This is a genomic window from Hoeflea sp. AS60, assembly GCF_038900115.1.
Lineage (GTDB): Bacteria > Pseudomonadota > Alphaproteobacteria > Rhizobiales > Rhizobiaceae > Hoeflea.
Genome location: NZ_JBBMQP010000008.1, coordinates 41,409 through 60,590 on the forward strand (window position 1 = coordinate 41,409; position 19,182 = coordinate 60,590).

At 59.0% G+C, this 19,182-nt stretch carries 16 protein-coding genes; 1 reads left to right on the plus strand and 15 read right to left on the minus strand.

Going from position 1 to position 19,182, the window contains the following annotated elements:
- Positions 1-22: 22 nt before the first annotated feature.
- From WNZ14_RS23275 to WNZ14_RS23340, 14 genes are all read right to left on the minus strand, one after another.
- The gene (locus tag WNZ14_RS23275) at positions 23-757 is read right to left on the minus strand and encodes a uridine phosphorylase (RefSeq protein ID WP_342871073.1); all 735 of its coding nucleotides are present in this window, start codon (positions 755-757) and stop codon (positions 23-25) included.
- Positions 754-1,590 (minus strand): carbohydrate kinase family protein, encoded by an 837-nt coding sequence (locus tag WNZ14_RS23280; protein ID WP_342871074.1) that lies wholly within the window; start codon positions 1,588-1,590, stop codon positions 754-756. Before WNZ14_RS23280 ends, WNZ14_RS23275 begins: the two co-directional genes overlap by 4 nt.
- Positions 1,587-2,144, minus strand: a complete 558-nt coding sequence (locus WNZ14_RS23285; protein ID WP_342871075.1) for an isochorismatase family cysteine hydrolase — start codon at positions 2,142-2,144, stop codon at positions 1,587-1,589. The genes WNZ14_RS23280 and WNZ14_RS23285 overlap by 4 nt, the downstream gene beginning before the upstream one ends.
- Entirely contained in the window at positions 2,141-3,028 is an 888-nt protein-coding gene (locus WNZ14_RS23290; RefSeq protein WP_342871076.1) for an ABC transporter permease, read from the minus strand. The genes WNZ14_RS23285 and WNZ14_RS23290 overlap by 4 nt, the downstream gene beginning before the upstream one ends.
- Complete coding sequence (locus tag WNZ14_RS23295) at positions 3,025-4,053, minus strand: ABC transporter permease (RefSeq protein WP_342871077.1); 1,029 nt, start codon at positions 4,051-4,053, stop codon at positions 3,025-3,027. Before WNZ14_RS23295 ends, WNZ14_RS23290 begins: the two co-directional genes overlap by 4 nt.
- Positions 4,050-5,576 (minus strand): ABC transporter ATP-binding protein, encoded by a 1,527-nt coding sequence (locus tag WNZ14_RS23300; RefSeq protein WP_342871078.1) that lies wholly within the window; start codon positions 5,574-5,576, stop codon positions 4,050-4,052. Before WNZ14_RS23300 ends, WNZ14_RS23295 begins: the two co-directional genes overlap by 4 nt.
- A gap of 89 nt (positions 5,577-5,665) precedes the next feature.
- The gene (locus WNZ14_RS23305) at positions 5,666-6,688 is read right to left on the minus strand and encodes a BMP family protein (protein ID WP_342871079.1); all 1,023 of its coding nucleotides are present in this window, start codon (positions 6,686-6,688) and stop codon (positions 5,666-5,668) included.
- A 1-nt stretch (position 6,689) separates the two neighbouring features.
- Complete coding sequence (locus tag WNZ14_RS23310) at positions 6,690-7,496, minus strand: GntR family transcriptional regulator (protein WP_342871080.1); 807 nt, start codon at positions 7,494-7,496, stop codon at positions 6,690-6,692.
- 318 nt (positions 7,497-7,814) lie between these two features.
- Positions 7,815-8,558: an alpha/beta hydrolase gene (locus WNZ14_RS23315; protein WP_342871081.1), complete on the minus strand. Its 744-nt coding sequence runs from the start codon at positions 8,556-8,558 to the stop codon at positions 7,815-7,817.
- Complete coding sequence (locus WNZ14_RS23320) at positions 8,551-9,570, minus strand: oligopeptide/dipeptide ABC transporter ATP-binding protein (RefSeq protein ID WP_342871082.1); 1,020 nt, start codon at positions 9,568-9,570, stop codon at positions 8,551-8,553. The genes WNZ14_RS23315 and WNZ14_RS23320 overlap by 8 nt, the downstream gene beginning before the upstream one ends.
- Positions 9,567-10,604, minus strand: a complete 1,038-nt coding sequence (locus WNZ14_RS23325) for an ABC transporter ATP-binding protein (RefSeq protein ID WP_342871089.1) — start codon at positions 10,602-10,604, stop codon at positions 9,567-9,569. The genes WNZ14_RS23320 and WNZ14_RS23325 overlap by 4 nt, the downstream gene beginning before the upstream one ends.
- A gap of 5 nt (positions 10,605-10,609) precedes the next feature.
- Positions 10,610-11,494, minus strand: a complete 885-nt coding sequence (locus WNZ14_RS23330; RefSeq protein WP_342871083.1) for an ABC transporter permease — start codon at positions 11,492-11,494, stop codon at positions 10,610-10,612.
- A gap of 5 nt (positions 11,495-11,499) precedes the next feature.
- Positions 11,500-12,441, minus strand: coding sequence for an ABC transporter permease (locus tag WNZ14_RS23335; protein ID WP_342871084.1), 942 nt, complete (start codon positions 12,439-12,441; stop codon positions 11,500-11,502).
- A gap of 58 nt (positions 12,442-12,499) precedes the next feature.
- Positions 12,500-14,083 (minus strand): ABC transporter substrate-binding protein, encoded by a 1,584-nt coding sequence (locus WNZ14_RS23340; protein WP_342871085.1) that lies wholly within the window; start codon positions 14,081-14,083, stop codon positions 12,500-12,502.
- A 255-nt stretch (positions 14,084-14,338) separates the two neighbouring features.
- Between WNZ14_RS23340 and WNZ14_RS23345 the strand changes: the two genes are divergently transcribed.
- Positions 14,339-15,355 (plus strand): LacI family DNA-binding transcriptional regulator, encoded by a 1,017-nt coding sequence (locus WNZ14_RS23345; protein ID WP_342871086.1) that lies wholly within the window; start codon positions 14,339-14,341, stop codon positions 15,353-15,355.
- A gap of 197 nt (positions 15,356-15,552) precedes the next feature.
- Here the strand turns inward: WNZ14_RS23345 and WNZ14_RS23350 are convergent.
- Positions 15,553-19,182 (minus strand): VCBS domain-containing protein (locus WNZ14_RS23350; RefSeq protein WP_342871087.1); only part of this gene is annotated, 3,630 nt, incomplete at its 5' end.

The following is a 19,182-nucleotide window of genomic DNA, read 5'->3' on the forward strand; positions in this document are numbered from 1 at the left end:
TGTTCTTTTTCCTTTTGTCTGTTCAGCTCGTGATCGCGTTCAGTGCAATCCGGAAGAGTTGGGTCTCGCCTCGGTCAAGCGCGTCGACGCCAAGCTTTTCCTGGCTCAATGCATCAACCGTTCCGTAGCAGAGCGTTGCGACAGCGAGACCGAGATCCTGGCCCGCAGCAAGAAGAGCGGAGGTCTCCATATCCAGCGCCATCACGCCGCGGTTGTTCATGTCCTGCCTCATGGCATTGGCCCGCGCCTCGCCTTTTGCATCCATTCCGAACATGTCCCGGTAGAACGCGTCATAGGTGGCATAGAGCCCCCGGTGCGAAGCCTCGCCAGCGGCAGCCGCTGCCTCTGCCAGCGCGGCAGTGATTGCAGGATCCGCACCAACTTGCTCGTCGTTGGGAACACCATAGGCAGGCGAGGTCCCGTCGAAACCAATTGCAGCGTCGGATATGAGAAACTCACCCCCGATAGCGGGCGGAAAATACATCGCCGTGCCGATCCGCACGAAGCGCTTTATGCCGAGATCAGCAAACTCGTGCATGAGCACGGTGGCAATAGGTGCTCCCATGCCGAACGCGCCTACACTTACACGTTGGCCATTCCACAAACCTGTTACGGTCTTCAGACCCCGTTTGACCGGCAGAAACACCGGGTCGGTCAAAAGCGCACCAATCCGGTCGACGCGGTCGGGATCGCCGACAAGAATCGCGCTGTCGCCCAAATCTTCGGCGCTGTGCCCTGAGTACCAGGCTTGTTTCATTGTGAATGTCTCCTTTTCCGGTCCGCAAGAACTGCGGCCGCTGCTTTTATTCCTGCGCCTGCGGCTTCAACCGGGTCTGCTCCGGCCATTTCCGCGGCGATGTATCCGCCTGCAAAGCTGTCGCCCGCGCCGGTGGTGTCGGCGATATCGATCGGGGTTACCGGGACCTCGCGGCCCTGCCCTGCATCGGTGACAACAACGCAATCGCTACCGCGTGTCTCAACCAGCACCGCCGCGGTCTCGCCGATGAGCGAACGTTCTGATGCAGAGTGAAAAATCACGTCCGCCCTTGCCGAAAGCCGGGTCCGAAGATCCGGTGGAAACGCATCGGGATCGTTCTTGACCGCCCAGTAGAGCCTCGCGTCCTGAGGGCACAGCGCGCAGATGGCGTCCATCAGTTGCGACGGTCCTACAGAAACGCACAAATGCGTTGCTCCGGCGATCAGGGCCTTCTGTGCGTCGGTCAGGACCTCGGCCCGGCCCAACGCCGGGTCGTAGAGGCACATGCAAGTTCCGTTAGCCTGATAGACCATCAGCGCAGTGGGCGAGCGTGGGCTATCGACCACGCCGATACCCTCGGTCCCGATCCCCTGCGCTTCGAGCTTGGCGACAAACCCCTCGCCCTCACGTCCGGTGCCCACCCACATGATCGGCGTTGCCTGCTGGCCGGCCCGGACAGCAGCACCCGAAATATACGTCGGACAACCTCCCGCGCGGGGCCAGGCTTCCGGGTCACGGGCCGCAATCAGGGTGGTGGTGTCCCCCACTGCCTGACCGTCGAGCCCGACCGCGAAATCGAGGCTGGCATATCCGGTGACGACAAGTCGGCTCATGCGAGCAGGCCTTTTCCGGTTTCCAGATCAACAACCTTGCCGATGTAGCGTTCGATATCCTCGAGAGACGCCTCGCCGAGATTGGCGCGGTTGGTATTCGTCGCTTCTGCGACCACGTTCACTGCAAATCCGTTGGCGAAAGCATCGGTTGCCGTTGCCCGCACGCAGACATTGGTCTTGACCCCGCAAATCACAACACGTTCAACGCCCTGCTCAGTGAGAAACAGTGCAAGCTCTGTCGCGAAGAAGGCCGAGTAGCGCCGCTTCGTGATGAGAATTTCCCTCGCCCGCCCCTGCGGTCCAAAATCCTCGAAAAACTCGGCATTGAAACCGCCGACAATGCAGTGTTGCGGCAAGCGCGGCTGCTCGAAATCAACAAAACCTTCGCGGTGACGGTCGCAGACATGCACAATGATGGATTCACCCACCTCTGCCGCAGCAATCAGAGCACGGACAGGCTCGATGACCTCAGGCGCAGAAGGATAGTAGTTTTCGCCGTCGGGATGCAGAAACGAGTTTTGCATATCCACGACAATGAGTGCGGTCTTTGTCATTGTGCCCTCCTGAGGCTACGCATTTGGGTGATGACCAGCGCGACAAGCACCATGAGATAGGGTAGCGCGCCAATCAGCCGCGGAGGCAGCCCCACGGTCTGCATCCGTATCTGCGCGGCGTCGAGCAGTCCGAACAGCAGGCAGGCGGCAGCCGTCTGCCAAGGTCGGTCACGTCCGAAGTAAAAAGCTGCAAGAGCGATAAAGCCGCGGCCTGCGGTCAGGCCCTCGTTGAAGATTCCGATGGACGCCAACGCCAGTTGGGCACCAGCAAGGCCCGAAAGGAATCCGGCAAAAGCAGTCGATGCTTCCTGCATGAGTTTCGGCTTCAACCCAACCGAGCGCACAACCGGTGCTGCGTTTCCGGTCGCCCGGATCCAGAGGCCAAAACGCGTTGCACGAAGCAGAAACGGAAGGACGGCAATCAGCAGCACCGCAAAGATCGTCAGCGGATCGAGATTGGCCAGCATCGGACCAAGCAAGGGAACAGCCTCGACAGATTGCGGAAACACATGCGGCAGAAGCGCAACCTCTGGCAGACGCAAAGTGCCCGACGACCCGTATATTATGCTCATCAAGAACCCGATCGCACCGGCGGCAAGGACATTAAGCCCAAGCCCGGCAGTGATCATGTTCGCGCCGAGCCGGGTGATGGTTAGCGCAAAGCCCCAACCGATCACCATGCTCACCAGCGCCGCAGCGAGCGTTGCAACGAGCCAGCTTCCGGTGGCTGCAGAGACGATGACCGCAACAAATGCACCGACCAGCATCTTGCCTTCGAGTGCGATATTGACGATGCCGGCCTGCCGGTTCACCAGCCCACCAATGGCGGCAAGCAGGATCGGGGTCGTGAGGACGACACCAGCCGCCAGAACCTGTTCGATCATGTTTTCGACCTCCGGCGGATGGTAATTCGGCCCAGTTCGATGACCGCAAAGATCATCACAATGCCCTGAATGATATTCACCAGATCGAGCGGAATATTGGAGAAGAGCTGGATCGTGGTCCCGGCAGAGGCGAGCGCACCGAACAGGATTGACCCGATCAACATACCCAACGGTGTGTTGCGACCCAAGAGAGCCACCGCCATGCCCGTGAAGCCGTAGCCCGCAGAAAAGCCATCCGTGAAGCGGTGCAGTTGACCCAATCCATGGGCCGCCCCGCCCAGGCCGGCAACAACACCCGAAAGCACCATCGCAAGAATGATTGTCCGTTGGACCGACACACCGACGACGCGCGAAAACCGGCGGTTCAGCCCAACCCATGCACCCTCAAGACCGGCAGATGTACGCCGTGTCCAGAATGCATAGGCAGCAAGAATAGCGAGCGCGATGAGGAAACCGCTGTGCAAGGTGGCGGGCGGCATTAGCCGCGACAACTCGGCGGCCTCGTGAACCAGCGGAGTGACATTGTTGCCGGACTGGGCTGACAGGAACGGCCCGTTCACCAGATATCCGGTGATCGCGGCGGCAATGAAGTTGAGCATGAGGGTCGACACGACCTCGTCCACTTCCAGCTTTGCCAGCAGCCACCCCGGGATGAAAAGCCATGCCGCACCAAAGATAGCGCCAATTGCGAGGCAGATCGGAGCCAGCGCCCAGCCAAGCTCTGCAGGCAGGCTGAAACCGGCAACCACAGCCGCCAGTCCGCCGATAAGAAAGGCGCCGTCTGCTCCCACGTTGAACACGCCTGCCCGGAAACAAATCGCAGTACCGATGGCTGTGAACAGAAGTGGGGTCGCAGCCGAGAGGGTCGAAGCCAAGCGCCGCGGCGAACCGAATGCCTCGGTCAACATCAAAGAAAAGGTATCCAGAGGGTTTTCACCAATGGCGAGCAGCACAACCGCGCTGACCAGCAGCGCAATCAGCAACGGCACGGCAAAACCCAGACCTCGGTTCAGCCAGTTGGTCATACGCCAGCACCTTCCATAACCATAAGCCGTCCGATGTCACGTCGGTCGGCATCCGCTCCCAATTCCCCGACAATGCGGCCTTGGGCCAGCACAACGATGCGATCAGACAACACTTGCAGTTCGTCGAGCTCTTCCGAGACGAGGAGCACTGCACCGCCTGCATCTCGGAAATCCCGAAGAATGCTGTGAATGGCCGCAATGCCGTTCAGATCCACTCCCCGGGTTGGTTGCGATACAAGCAAGAGCTGCGGCGGCCCTGCGATTTCGCGGGCAAAGACCACGCGTTGTTGATTCCCACCTGAAAGGCTGCCGACAGGATCACGCAGGGTTCCGTACTTGACCGAGAGCCGCTTGAGGCGTTCGAGTGCTACAGCTTTTCGCGCCCTCAGGCTCAGCCAGAGCCCATTTGAGATCGGAGCCGCTCGATGCGCTCCAGCAATGGTGTTTTCCTCAATCGACGCCTCAATGGCGAGGCCTTCGTGCCGCCGGTCAGCGCTGATGAATCCGATTCCCGCCGCACGACGGCGGTCAGCGTCAAGTCCCGAAAGATCAGTGCCCTTCAGTTCAACCTTGCCTGTCGCCGCCCTCAGTCCAAAAAGAGCTTCCATCAACTCGACCTGACCATTGCCCGCAACTCCGGCAAGACCAACGATCTCACCGGCATGGACGGTCAGCGAAATGTCGTGCAATGGATGCGACTTCTCGACAGATGCCGCAGACAGACCCGTGACGTTCAAAACGATGGAGCCGGGTGTGCCCCGTTTCACGTTATCGGTGACCGGGTTGTGACCGTCCACGATATGTGACGCAATTTCTTCTCCATCGGTCTCTGAGACCGCGGCAGCAAAAGCAACCTCACCTTGCCGGATGACAGTCACCCTATCGGCAAGCGCGGTGACTTCGCGGATCTTGTGACTGATGAACAGGACGGCCGTGCCGTCTTCACGAATTCGGCGGAGCAGGTCGAAAAGTTCGGTTACCTGTTGCGGCGCCAGAACTGCGGTCGGCTCATCAAGGATAAGAATTTTCGTACCGCGGCGGAGAAGCCGGATAATTTCAACAAATTGCTGGATATGGACCGGTGCTGCGCCTGCCCGTCGATGCCAATCCACCTCAATGCCGATGCGCTGTGCCAGTTCCCGACCTTGGGCTTCGGCAGCCTGCCAGTCGATGCGTGCAAACGCGCCGCGACCGAAACTCACCGGCTCATCCCCAAGAACGAGGTTTTCCAGAAGGCTCAGATCCGGGGCAAGCATGAATTCCTGATGAACCATGCCGATCCCATGAGCCAACGCATCGCCGGGGCCTGAAAAGGCCACTTCGCGATCCATAACCGTGACGTGACCGCTGTCCGGACGCTCTATGCCCTGCAGCACCCGCATGAGCGTTGATTTGCCCGCCCCGTTCTCCCCGACGATGGCATGGATTTCACCAGGTGCCACAGAGAGGGAAATACCGCGGTTCGCCTGAACCGATCCGTAGCTCTTCCAGATATTGGCAGCGCTGAGCGCGATCGTCGTCATGGCATGCTCACAGCAATAGGATGTTGGTGCGGCGGGCCGAAAACGGCCCGCCGCGTTTTGCAGATGGTTCAACCGGGGAAGCCAGTTCTTTAGTTGTAGAAATCCGGGTAACCTTGGGAAGACACGTCCCAGACTTCTATGTCACCTGCAATGATGCCGGCCTTGGCGGCTTCAACAGCTTCCATGTACTCGGCCGGGATGATGTCTTTGGTGAATTCCATATCGGTAAGACCAACGCCATTCTCAGGCAGACCGAATTTCAAGGTCTGGCCACCGGGGAACTTGTCGGCGGCATAGGCCTTGATCAGTTCTTCAGTCGCAACATCGACGCGTTTGACCATCGAGGTCAGCACGTGACCTTTCGCAAGGCCATCCTGATTGGTGTCAACACCGATGGCATAATGGCCGGTGCTTTCGGCTGCGGCGATCACCCCCAGGCCAGTACCGCCTGCCACGTGATAGATGATGTCCACGCCGCTTTCGAACATGGCATTCGCCATCTGCTCGCCCTTTGTCGGGTCGCCAAAGGTTTCGGCGTACCCAACCTTGACTTCGATGTCAGGGTTCACGGACTTCGCACCCTGAATGAAACCGACGACGAACTTGTCGATGCCGGGGCTCTTGACCGCCGGGATAACGCCCAGGATTGGCTCAGGATTGATCCCCTCGACACCCTCTGTCGTGGTCATCTTCGCGGCAAGAACGCCAGCGAGGTAGGACCCCTGATGCTCGCCAAACAGGACCGACGCAATGTTGTCGCCGGTACGGACCTGGTTGAAGATGGCCCAGGATGTTTCGGGATAATCGGGAGCCAGCGCCTGCATTGGCTCGCCATGTGCATATTCGAGGCTCAGCACGAGGCCGAAGTTCGCGTCCGCCGCGCGGCGCATGATTTCCTCGCCCTGTGCCACCACATCGTTCGACTCGATGGCGCGCCCTTCAAGGCCCGTCTCCTTGATCCCGGCGGTAAAGCCGACATTGGCGGTGTCATTCCAGGATCCGTCGCCCAGCCCGCCTTGAGCGACAATCATCGCAACCGGCGCATCGGCTGCATAGCCAGGGACAGCAACGAGGGACAGCGCGATCCCGGCAAGAAGCTTCTTGAGTATCATTTTAGTTCTCCTGTTGATCTTTGTTATTTGTATTGTCGAGCACGATACGAAGCCGGTGCGGCACCTCGTGAGCCGTGCCCCGCACCAATTCCAGATCATATGTGTAGTAGTCGGCGAGATAGACGGCCTCGGCTGCCTCGATCAGGTTTCCCTCAGGATCGTAGCTCTGCCGGATCACCACCATCAGGGCAGCAGGCAACTGGATGTTGAGCGTCTCAGCCTCCACCGGGGTCGCAAGCCGGGCCGAAACATGTTCCGAACCGCGACCAATCGACAGGCCTGCGTCCTCAAACGCTGCATACAGCGAGGCATTGCCCTTCAGCAGCTGCCCCAGCTTTTCCGCCGACAGCCGCTCTATAATCCTTTCGGGAATGAAAGACCGGTGGATGGTAGCTGCCACCCCGTCAACATACCGCATGCGGGCAAGAAGCATCGAGGGCTCATGAGCGCCGTAGGCGCGAGCCTCTTCCTTGTCTGCCGGCCCGTAGGACAACACCTTCTGGGATGCGGTGCGCCCCTGTGCGTTGACGGTTTCCGAAAAGGACATCAGCCGCGACGACCGCCGGTGCAACGCGGGCAGCGCAACGAAGCTGCCTGCCCCCTGCCGCTTGATGACGATCCCTTCGGCAACCAGCGTGTCGATGGCTTTGACCACAGTGCCGCGGCTCATGCCGAACCGGCTTGCCAGTTCTGCCTCCGTTGGAAGCTGAGCGCCTGGCGGATACTCCCCGGCCACGACTGCCTCACGAAGCGCCTCGGCAAGGACGCGATAACGGGGATGGGAAACGGTTGGTTCCAAGTTTGTCATGCACCAACTATCAGCATGAAAATTTGATTAGTCAAGTTGCCATTCAACGAAATTTGCCTGACCAAACCTAACTAACCTTACCTCAATTCACGGCAAGAGAACGGCCGTATCCGCCTGCAAATATCAGAAATTACGGCACAATCAGGCTAATCGTGCGCGAACATCACACCCGGGAGGCTGCAGGAAATTTGCTCATACGAATTTCGAGGATATCTGTGTCAGCACTGACGGAAGATGTTGGAATGCATCATCCTCATAGTCTGCATCAAACTGAAGGCAGCCCAAACCCAAGGGGTAGATCAGGGCACGATCCGGGCCTTAAGTGCTCTCGGCCTGCGCAGAAGGCTGAACTTGAGGTTCGGCATGACGCGAAAACCATTCCTCCAGAAGACCATTGACCCGCTGGGGGTGCTCGAGCGGCGGGCAATGACCAGTGTTTGGGATCATCACAAATTCGGAGCCCGCTATGCCGGCATGAATTTCCAGAGCGCACTCAGGACGGGTAACCTCATCAGCATCGCCGACAATCACCAGTGTCGGACACTTGACCAGAGGCAGGTTCTTTCGCCCGTCAGGCCGCCCGATGATCGCGTGTTGCTGCGCGCGATAGGCATCGACGCCCAGGTCGACGGCACTCTGCTTCAAGGACTCACGTTGAGATGCCTCAAGGCTGTCAACGTCCAGACAGCTGAACGCTAGACTGCGTTCATTGGCTGCGGCCATCCCCTCCTGCTCCGCAGTCGCAAGATTATCGAGCCGGCGCTCCGTATTGGTCGGGTCTTCAGGCCGGGCAGACGTGGAGATGAGGGTAAAACTGATCAGACGGTCGCGAACTGCGGGCAGCATCTGCAAAGCAATATAGCCACCCATAGACCAGGCAACGAAATGAAACCGCTGCGGCAACTGGCCGGTCACGTAATCTGCCATTTCAGCAATGCTGGCCTTTGCGTGATAGCCGGTTGGCACAAAAACATCATAGCGGCTTTTCAGGTGTTCAATCTGATAAGCCCATGATGTGTGGTCTGACTGGAGGCCGGGAAGCAGCACGACTGTCTCAAGCATTGTGTATCTCTATCTTGTCTTGGTTGAGAGCTGCCTTGATGTCTTCGGCATGATGACACGCGGCCTGCTGCGCACCTTGAATTACGCGGAGCACCGGTACTTCAGCTGCGCAGCGCGCGTTGGCAAACGAACATCGGGTGCGGAAATGACATCCGGAAGGTGGATTGAGCGGGCTCGGCAATTCGCCGGCAATCTGGGACCGCTTGCCCCTGCTTTCCGGCATCGGAAGTGGCACCGCGGAGAGCAATGTGCGGGTGTAAGGGTGCGCCGGCTGACCGAAAAGATCTTGTGTTCTGCCAAGCTCGACAATCCGGCCCAGATACATCACGGCAACCCGGTCGGCGACATGGGACACGACCGAGAGGTCATGCGAAATGAAGACCAGCGTCAGCCCCATTTCCGCCTGCAGCCTTACGATCAGATTGAGAATTTGCGCCTGGATCGACACATCAAGCGCTGACACCGGCTCATCGGCCACGATCAGATCAGGACTGAGAGCGATTGCCCGGGCGATGCCGATACGCTGGCACTGCCCACCGGAAAGTTCATGCGGAAACCGGTCGAGATGAAAAGCGCTGAGGCCAACCTGCACGGCCAATTGCTCAACACGCCGGTTGATCTCTGAAGCACTGCCTTTGCGGTAATTCACCAGTGCCTCGGCAATAATGGCGCGCGCTTTCATGCGTGGATTGAGCGATGCATAGGGATCCTGAAAGATCATCTGGAAGCGCTGCCGCGCCGCCTTCAGGTCCCTGGCATTGAGTTTCGTGGGATCGACACCATCGAATGTCATCGTGCCCGAGCTGGGCTTTTCCAGCTGCATGATCAGCCGCGCGAGCGAAGATTTCCCGCAGCCGCTCTCTCCGACCAGACCAAGTGTCTCGCCACGCGGCACATTGAGTGAGATCTGGTCAACAGCCTGCAGGAAGCGTTCGGGCCCGCCGAACTTCTCGCGTCCCAGGGCGAAGGTCTTGCTGATCTTGTCGAGCGAAAGATAGGGTGCGGAACTCATGCCCAGGCCCTCACGATTTCAGTGTGTCTGATCGCCTCGTAAACCGTGTCCGAATGGATGCAGCGGGCAGAGTGTTCTGGCCCGATCTGATGCGGTGGCGGCAAGGGATTGAGACAGGCAGCGGTCGCAAAACTGCAGCGTGGTGCGTAAGCACAACCCTCCACAACCTTGTCCAGGCGCGGCACGGATCCGGGAATTTCAGCAAGGACACCGCGGTGACGGGTTTGCGTTCCGGGAAGCGATTGCAGCAATCCGGCCGTATAGCCGTGCGACGGGCGGGCGAAGAGCTTTTCTACCGGCGCCTCTTCAACGATGCGGCCAGCATACATCACCATCATCCGGTCTGCCGTGCTCGACACCACACCAAGGTCGTGGGTGATGAAGATCACGCTCATGCCGAGGTTTTGTCTCAGGTCAGCAATAAGATCGAGCACCTGCGCCTGCACCGTCACGTCCAGTGCGGTCGTCGGCTCGTCTGCAATCAGCAGTTCGGGATCGCACGCCAGCGCCATGGCAATCATCACCCGCTGGCGCATGCCGCCGGACAATTCATGCGGATAGGCTCCAAGCCTGTTTCGGGCATCGGGGATCCGCACCAGCTCGAGCATTTCCAGCGCCCGTGCTCTGGCAGCCTCGCCATGGAGGCCGCGATGCTTGCGCACCACCTCAGCGATCTGCATGCCGATTGTGTGGACCGGATTGAGCGAAGTCATCGGATCCTGGAAAATCATCCCAATCCGATTGCCGCGCACCTGTCGCATGGTGCGCTCGCTGGCGCCCAGCAATTCCTGATCTCCCAGACGCACAGACCCCGATACGATGCGCGCGCCATGCCGTGACAACAGCCCCATGATGGACATCGCGGTGACGCTCTTGCCGCAGCCGGATTCGCCGACAAGGCTCAGAATCTCGCCTTTGCGCACCGTGAAGGAAACATCATCGAGAGCTCGCACGACACCGGAGCCGTTGGAAAACTCCAGACTGAGATTGCTGACCGTCAGCACATCCTGCCCGGCAGCGATATGGGGTGGCATTGCAGTCATAGCGATCCCCTCCTGGTCTTGCGGGGATCGAGGGCATCGCTCAGCCGATCGCCAAGTATATTGACCACCAGCACCAGCATCGACAGCAGCGCACCGGGATAGGCCATCAACTCGGGGTGAATACGAAAATAGGATCGTGCATCGGCCATCATCCCGCCCCAGCTCGGAATTTCCGGCGAGGTGCCGACACCAAGGAAACTGAGCACGGCGGACGCAATGATCGCAGAAGCGCAGGCATAGGTCGCCTGCACCAGGACCGGCCCAAGCGTGTTGGGCAGAATGTGCCGCCAAACCATGGCGAGGCCAGATGTTCCGATCGAAGTGGCAGCAGAGACATAAGGCTGCTCCCGCACCCCGAGCACCACCGAGCGCACCAGCCGCACCATGCGCGGAATTTCAGGAAGCGTGATGGCGATGATCACCGTAACCACGCCCGCATTCATCAGGGATGCCAGGGCGATTGCCAGCAGGATCGCGGGGATCGCCATCATGGCGTCGTTCAACCGCATGATCACAGCGCCACCGATCCTCGACATGCCGGCATAGATGCCAATGGCAACGCCGAACACGGTCGTCAGTCCCGCCACAGAAAATCCGACAAGCATGGATGTTCGTGACCCGAACACCGCACGCGCAAAAACATCCCGCCCCAGATGATCGCGCCCCCAGATGGCGCTTTCCGAAGGGCCGGTCAGCCGCTCTGCCGGGTTGATCGCAATCGGGTCGCTCGCGAGCAGCGGCGCAAAAACCGCGACAAGAACAAAGAACAGGAGGATCGCCACACAAAATGCAGTCATGGGCTCGCGGACGATCCACGTGATCAAACGGCCCAACCGGAAGCGCTTGGGCGGACGGATATCGGCGATTATGTTATCCGACATGGGCCCTACCCTTTCACGCGTGGATCAAACAGCGCGTAGCTGAGATCGACGAGAAGATTGATGAGGATGAGCAAGGCAGAGAAGAACAGGATGACCCCTTGGACGACCGGATAGTCGCGTCGCGTAATGGCATCGACGGTCAGACGGCCGATACCGGGAATGTTGAAGACGGATTCGGTGACCACAACGCCACCAACCAGTGTTGCAAAACCAATGCCGATCACTGTGATGACTGGCACGCCGGCACTCTTGAGCGCATGCACGACAAGAATGCGGAATGTGCCGAGCCCCTTGGCGCGGGCTGTACGGGTGTAGTTCTCGTTCAAGGCCTCGAGCATCGAGGCGCGCGTGACGCGCGCAATCAGCGCGGCAAAGACCATCGCCAGCGCAATTGACGGCAGGGTCACAGAGTAAAGCGTTGCCAGAATGCCATCTTCCAACGGCTTGTAGCCCTGCACCGGAAACCATTTCAGTTTCACTGCAAAGACATAGACCAGCAGATAGCCGATCACGAACACCGGCAGCGAAAATCCCAGCACTGCGAAAGCCATGATCAGCCGATCAACCAGCCCGTTGGCGCGCCAGGCGGCAATCACCCCGAGCGGGACCGAGATCAGGACCGTGATGATCAGCGTCACGATGGCCAGCACCATTGTGGGCTCTATACGCTGAGCAATCAGTTTTGTGACCGGCTGGTTTGAGTAGACGGAGTCACCAAGATCAAGTTGCAGGGCATTCGCGGCCCAGATGCCAAACTGCACGACAACCGGCCGATCCAGATGCAGGCGTTCACGGATCTTTTCCACCTGCTGCGGATTGGCGTTGTCTCCGGCCAGAAGCACAGCCGGATCTCCAGGCATCAGGTGCACAAGCGAGAAGATGAAAATCGCCACCAGGGCAAAGATCGGGATAGCAGCCAGAAGCCTGCCAAGAATGTAACGGAGCATCGCAAACCTCTGATATGAGGGCCACCCGACATGCACCGGATGGCCCCTATCCTACTGCCTATTGAGTACGAAGTACTTCCCAAAAGAAGGGCACGGGGCTCTCGATGAAGCCTTCGAGGTTTGAAGCAATGCCCTGCGAGGGGAAGCTCTGCCCAAGCGGAACGTAGCTCACCAGATCATGGGTCAGGATCTGCATCTGCTCGGCCAGTTGTTTCTTGACCGCAGGATCCATTTCATCTGCGAACTTCTTGCGCAGGTCCTGCAGTTCTTCCGAACAGGCCCATCCGAACCAACCATCGCCACAGGCACCTGCGACATAGACATTGGTCATCGGATTAGACTGGTCGACAAAACCCCATCCGGTGAAGAACAGGTTCCAGCCGCCATTGGCCACCGGCTCCTTGCTCGCGCGGCGCGTTGCAACGGTTGCCCAGTCGGTGATTTGCTCCTCAACCACAAAGCCAGCTTCTTCAAGCATGGGCTTGAGTACGGAGTAATAGGCGTCATGCGCAGGAATATCGGTGACGTGCATCAACAGCACCGGGGTCCCGTCATAACCACCCTCCTTGAGCAAGGCCTTCGCCTTGTCGAGATCGCGTGTCAGCACTGCTTCGGTTCCGGCATCGGACGCATAGGGCGTGTCGCAGAAGAACACCGCCGCACATTCGAGATACCGTTCGGTGGCATTACCATAAGCTGCCTGCAGAAACGGTGTTTGCTCAAGCGACCACTGCAGCGCCTTGCGGATCTTGGGATTGTCGAAAGGCGGATTGAGATGATTGACAACCAGCTGCATCGAGTTTCCCGATTGACGCGCAGCGATCGGCTTGGCCGTATCCACACCGTCAAAGAAGGCGATCATGTCCGACGGCACTTCCTCGATCCAGTCGATCTCCCCGGCAATCAGCGCGTCCACTGCGGTTGCAGTATCGGGGATATAGACCAGCTCCACCCGGTCGAAATGCGCAACCTTGCCACCCGCAGCCATGCTGGACGGTTCGGACCGCGGCAGGTAGTCCTCGAATTTCTCGAACACGGCAATGCTGCCGGGAACCCAATCTTCGGGAACCAGACGGTATGGTCCCGAGCCGATAGGCGTGACCACTGGGTCCGTAGGATCGTTGGCAGCCATGCTTGCAGGCATGATCACCGGAATGTTTGACGAGATTTTGCCGATCGCCGGGATCACCTGTCCCCAGGGTTCATTCATCTGCATAATGATCGTCTTGTCATCGGGCGCGGAAATGGATGCCATCTTGGCAAGAAGCGTCTTGCCCAAACCGTCAGCCTTGCCCCAGCGCTGAAGCGATGCGACCGCATCAGCAGCGGTGACCGGGCTGCCATCGTGGAACTTCAGGCCGTCACGCAGGGTGATCGTGTAGGTCAGCCCATCGTCCGAGAGCGTGTAGCCCTCTGCCATCTGTGGCTGGACTTCATAGTTTGCGTCCATAGAGAACAACGTATCGTACATCAGATACGCCGCATTCCGGATGGTGAAGTTTGTCGTGGCGATCGGGTCCAGCGTGTTGATGTCGCCATTCATGCGCAAACGCAACGTTTCTTCCGCGCTTGCGACTGACACGCAGGCACTCAACATGGCGCCTGCCATCATCGAGGCCAACAGTGACTTTAATCCTACCATTATAATCTCCTCCCAACCGCTCCCGGCGGCACAAAACGTTACGTTTCGCTATTCCTCAATAGCTCATTTCCGCCGGTTAATTGACGATTAGAGCGCACGAAACGATTTGTGAATACAGAGTCTGGCAACATCTGACAAGGGGCAGCAGCGGGGCAATTGCCATGAATGTGTGGATTTGCGCGGTGCAAGCAGCATTCAATGGCGACAACGTAACGTTTTGTGTATTCTGCCGCCTCCGCAGGGAAAGGGACACAATTGGCGACTATCAAGGACGTGGCGCGTATCGCAGAAGTATCGATTACCACGGTTTCGGCCACGATAAATGGCACCGCGCCCGTCAGCAAGGCATTGCAGGAACGCGTCTGGGAAGCCGTCAAGAAGGCCGGCTACCACCCCGATCCGATTGCGCGGAACCTGCGCATGGGCACCTCGAAAACCATTGGCCTGATCGTACCGGACATCGCCACTCCCTGGGCGGCGCACCTGGCCAAGGCCATGCAGCGTGCCCTGTCGGATATCGGCTACAATATGCTTTTTGCCAGCAATGACGACGATCCCGAGCGCGAGTTCCGCGAAATCGAACTGTTCAGTTCCCATCGTGTGGCAGGCCTTATCATCGCGCCGACAACCCATGGGGAAGACTACGCAGGTCGTCTGGCGGCCGCCGTCCACACACCCGCGGTTCTGGTCGACAGGGTTATCGAAAACTCGCGCTTCGATTCAGTCACGGACGACAACCATTTCGGGGCCCAACTGATCACCCGTTACCTGCTCAAGCTCGGCCACAAGGACATCGCGTTTCTGGTGGGTCGCCCCGGCATTTCCTCATCGGATGAACGCTTTGCGGGATTTCTGGAAACCATGGCAGCGGCCAACGTCGATGTCCGCGATGAACTGATCCATCACCGCATCTATCTGCGTGAGCATGCCTTCGCATCCGTTCAAAAGCTGATGACGCTGCCCCGGCCGCCAACCGCCATAGCCTGTATCAACATCGCCCAGTTGCTGGGCACCATGGCCGGGCTGCAGAACATGGGCTTGCGCGTACCGGAAGATGTGTCGGTGATAAGCTTTGACGGTTTTCACCCGGCCGAAGGCTGGAACCCGAGCATTACCGCCCTGACCCAGGACATCACCACCTTGAGTACCAAAGCCGCCGAACTTCTTCTCGCCCGCATCGAAGGCAAGGTCGACCCTCAGCCCCAGATCATTAGGGTCGCACCAAGCCTGACAGTCAGAACCTCCTGCCGGCCGGTGCCAGACGAAACCTGAGCAACTACCAGCAGCACTAATGACACCCTCGTTTACCGGGGTGCCATTCGGCGACTTTCAAGCGTAAGATCTCGGCAGCGTTGCACTGCAAAGGCGGCCGCCTTTCGGGCGCTTTCATCGCATAACTGGCTGCATAGCCACTTGCGGGAGAGCGCCGAGAAAGAGCCCGGGCGGTCACCCGCAAATTGCTGTTGCGGTCAGATAACCACAGTCACAGCGGACGGATCTTCATCGACCAGAATCCTGAGCCCGAGCGCTGCCGGGATGTCGGTGAATTCCGCGATCTGAACAAAACCCTCCGCACCCGCTGTTCCATCAACATCGACTTCCAGGTATGCCCCGTTCATCTTCACGTAGTCCGCCACGTGGCCGACAACAGTTTCGGATCCGAGCAGCGCAGAAAGATCGATGACATCCCCCTCGGCGATATTGTAGTCGGCGATCAAATCGCAAATATCCGCGTCAGCATCGGCCAGGGCAGCCGCATCGAAGACGAAGGTGTCGGCTCCATCTCCGCCTGTCAAAGTATCGCTGCCAGCACCTCCATTGAGGAGATCACCACCGGCACCGCCAAAAAGCAGATTGTCACCCGCGTCGCCTAATACCGGCGCCTCATCCGCCCCTCTGACGGTAATCGTCACCGTTGCGGTGGCTTCGCCACCATTGCCGTCGGATATGGTATAGGTGAAGCTGTCTTCCAGCGTATCGCCTTCGCCCAATGCCTGAATTGCCGCAGCAATTGTCGGATCGTAGTCGATCCGGTCGAAGGTGCCATCACTGTCGCTGTCGATCAGCGTGATGCTGGCTCCGTTCACGCTGGTAGCATCGACCTCAAGGACTTTCAGCGTATCCCCGTCTGCATCGGTGTCATTGCCGAGAACATCGGCAACATCGATCTGGAAGACGGTGTCCTCCGACGTGTCAGTCTGGGTGACAACCGGATTGCCTTGCGCATCAAAGATGCGCGCCTTGATGGCGGTACCGCTGACGTCAGCAGATTGCCCGTCATAAGACTTCCATGTCACTACGAATCCGCCGCCCGCCAGAGCGGTTATCGCTGGCTCGTATTGATAACCCTGATAGACCTCATTGACCACGAATTCCGAAACGGTCTCACTACCTAGCGCATCAAAGATCCGCGCCTTGATGGCCGAACCGCTCGTGTCAGGCGACTGCACGTCTTGAGACATCCATGTCACCACGAACCCACCGCCCTCAAGCGCAGTGATCGTGGGCGTGTATTGAGTATCCTGATAGACCTGATTGACGAGGAATTCCGAAACGGTCTCATTGCCTTGCGCATCAAAGATCCGCGCCTTGATGGCAAAACTGCTCGTGTCAGCTGATTGCTGGTCATAGGACGTCCATGCCACCACGAACCCACCGCCCTCAAGCGCAGTGATCGCGGGGTCGCGCTGGGCACTTTCATAAACCTCATTGACCAGAAATTCCGAAACGGTCGCATTGCCTTGAGCATCAAAAATCCGAGCCTTTATCGCTTCACCGCTTGTGTCAGCCGATCGCTGGTCCGTGGAAGCCCATGTCACCACGAAGCCACCGCCCTCCAGCGCCGTGATCGCTGGGTTAGACTGACTATTCGAATAAATTTCATTGACCAGGAGTTCCGAAACGGTCTCATTGCCTTGCGCGTCAAAAATCCGCGCCTTGATGGCGGAACTGCTAAAGTCAGCAGATTGCCGGTCAAATGACACCCATGTCACCACGAAGCCTCCCCCCTCAAGCGCAGCGATCGAGGGGTAGTATTGGCGATCCTGATAGACCTCATTGACTAAGAATTCCGAGACAGTCTCATTCCCAGCGGCATCAAAGATCCGCGCCATGATGGCGGTATCGCCCGCGGCTGCTGATTGTCCGTTACCAAACTGCCACGTCACCACGAAGCCGCCGCCCTCCAAGGCCGTGATCGCAGAGTATTGCTGGTCATTCTCGTAGGTTTCATTGACAAGGAATTCCGAAACGGTCTCATTGCCCTGCGCATCAAGGATCCGCGCCTTGATTGCGGAACCGCTCGTGTCAGCCGATTGCCCGTCCTCGGACGTCCATGTCACCACAAAACCGCCGCCCTTCAGCGCAGTGATCGCTGGAACTTCCTGGTTATTCAGAAAGGCCTGATTGACAAGGAATTCGCCTTGGCCGGGGCCAGCAACGGGCAGCGCGTCATCCATGGCAACCGGCGCGTGATTGATGCTGCTCACGCTGATGGACACCATGTCAGTGTTGGTCGAATAACCGGTCGTCCCACCGTAGGTGCTGGCGTTAGAATAACTGCCGTTGGAGCCGCCATTGCCATCCCAAGCCCGAATTGTCAGCCCGTCGCCGACAACACCGGAGAAGCCGGCATCGGGGACAAAGAAGACGCGCGCCTCAGGCGTCAGCGTCAGCGCATGCGCGTAAGTCGGTGCGGTGATCACGCTCCAGCTTGCGCCATCATTGGTGGAGAAATACCAGGTGCCATTGGTCGTGTTCTGGCCGGTGATGGCGATGCCTATGATGGTAGAATCAACGTCGGTGACATTGTCGAGCCCGCCGTCGCCGATCCGGGCGACGAGATCTGAGACCAGCGTGCCGCCGCCGACACCCGGCAATGTCGCATATTCGGCAGAAGTGATTGCGGGATCGATAGCTGCATTGAGCACTGGCGCGTCGTTGGTACCGTCAATGGTAAAGGTAAGCTTTTGCGATCCTGAGGTCGCCGTCCCGTCAGACACTGTGACATCATAGCTGATCGTCAGCGTCTGGCCCGACGCCAGGAAATCAAGATCGGCTGAAGCAGGATCCCAGCTGTAACCGATGCCCACAACGCCGCCATTCGATGCGGCTGTACCCAGGGTGAGCGCCCCGCTGGCCAGGGCTCCGGTCAAGGCTGACTGTTGCGCCGCTGTGAGAACCCCGCCGCTCCAGCTGATCACCGGCACCCCGGCCTGCGCTGTCAGATTATCGCTGCTATCAACGTCCGTGACCGAAAGCGTGCCACTGACCGCCGCGATATCCTGCGCCGATGCATCTGTAATCTCCACAATGGCGGTGGGTTGCGTTACTGGCGCCATCACCGGCGCGTCATTGACCTCTGTGATGGCGAAAGTCACAGTCGCTGTATCGGTGAGGGCACCGCCCGCGCCGGTGTTGCCACCATCGTCGATGGTCAGGCTGAGCGTGGCACTTGCCGCTGGCGTATCGCTGTCGTTGAGATAGACCAGATTGCTGCTGCCGCCCGAACCGAGGAAGGCGTTGAGCTGGGCGATGGTGCCCGATATTAGCACCGATCCGGTACCGTTGCCGGATACGATGGTGACGCCGCTGTCACCGGCGGTCGCGGTCAGCCCGCCTTCGTCCACCGCCAATGTGATGGTTTCGATGCCACCATTGGCATCGATGTCGCTTACCGACATACCGATACCCTTGAGCACGAAATCGGTCTGCGCGATTGCGCCAACGAAGTCGATGGGGTTGAACACCTGCGCCTTGACCGCGTATGCACTCGTATCCCCGGCGGCGCCGCCGACGCCCTGGCTGAAATCCGTCCACGTCACCACGAAGCCACCATTCGACAGCGCCGTGATCTGTGCGTGGGACTGAGAACCCGCGGTGGCGGTGTTGACCAGAAGTTCCGTGCCGACGGCGGTGCCGTCCGCGCCGAACACCTGCGCCTTGACCGCGTATTCACTCGTGTCCCCGGTGGCGCCGCCGACGCCCTGGCTGGAATCCGTCCACGTCACCACGAAGCCGCCATTCGACAGCGCCGTGATCTGCTGCTCAAACTGAGAACCCGCGGTGGCGGTGTTGACCAGAAGTTCCGTGCCGACGGT

Excerpts from the sequence above, each read along its gene's own strand:
- WNZ14_RS23275 (WP_342871073.1), bottom strand. The coding sequence starts at position 757 with ATGAAACAAGCCTGGTACTCAGGGCACAGCGCCGAAGATTTGGGCGAC.
- WNZ14_RS23280 (WP_342871074.1), bottom strand. The coding sequence starts at position 1,590 with ATGAGCCGACTTGTCGTCACCGGATATGCCAGCCTCGATTTCGCGGTC.
- WNZ14_RS23285 (WP_342871075.1), bottom strand. The coding sequence starts at position 2,144 with ATGACAAAGACCGCACTCATTGTCGTGGATATGCAAAACTCGTTTCTG.
- WNZ14_RS23290 (WP_342871076.1), bottom strand. The coding sequence starts at position 3,028 with ATGATCGAACAGGTTCTGGCGGCTGGTGTCGTCCTCACGACCCCGATC.
- WNZ14_RS23295 (WP_342871077.1), bottom strand. The coding sequence starts at position 4,053 with ATGACCAACTGGCTGAACCGAGGTCTGGGTTTTGCCGTGCCGTTGCTG.
- WNZ14_RS23300 (WP_342871078.1), bottom strand. The coding sequence starts at position 5,576 with ATGACGACGATCGCGCTCAGCGCTGCCAATATCTGGAAGAGCTACGGA.
- WNZ14_RS23305 (WP_342871079.1), bottom strand. The coding sequence starts at position 6,688 with ATGATACTCAAGAAGCTTCTTGCCGGGATCGCGCTGTCCCTCGTTGCT.
- WNZ14_RS23310 (WP_342871080.1), bottom strand. The coding sequence starts at position 7,496 with ATGACAAACTTGGAACCAACCGTTTCCCATCCCCGTTATCGCGTCCTT.
- WNZ14_RS23315 (WP_342871081.1), bottom strand. The coding sequence starts at position 8,558 with ATGCTTGAGACAGTCGTGCTGCTTCCCGGCCTCCAGTCAGACCACACA.
- WNZ14_RS23320 (WP_342871082.1), bottom strand. The coding sequence starts at position 9,570 with ATGAGTTCCGCACCCTATCTTTCGCTCGACAAGATCAGCAAGACCTTC.
- WNZ14_RS23325 (WP_342871089.1), bottom strand. The coding sequence starts at position 10,604 with ATGCCACCCCATATCGCTGCCGGGCAGGATGTGCTGACGGTCAGCAAT.
- WNZ14_RS23330 (WP_342871083.1), bottom strand. The coding sequence starts at position 11,494 with ATGTCGGATAACATAATCGCCGATATCCGTCCGCCCAAGCGCTTCCGG.
- WNZ14_RS23335 (WP_342871084.1), bottom strand. The coding sequence starts at position 12,441 with ATGCTCCGTTACATTCTTGGCAGGCTTCTGGCTGCTATCCCGATCTTT.
- WNZ14_RS23340 (WP_342871085.1), bottom strand. The coding sequence starts at position 14,083 with ATGGTAGGATTAAAGTCACTGTTGGCCTCGATGATGGCAGGCGCCATG.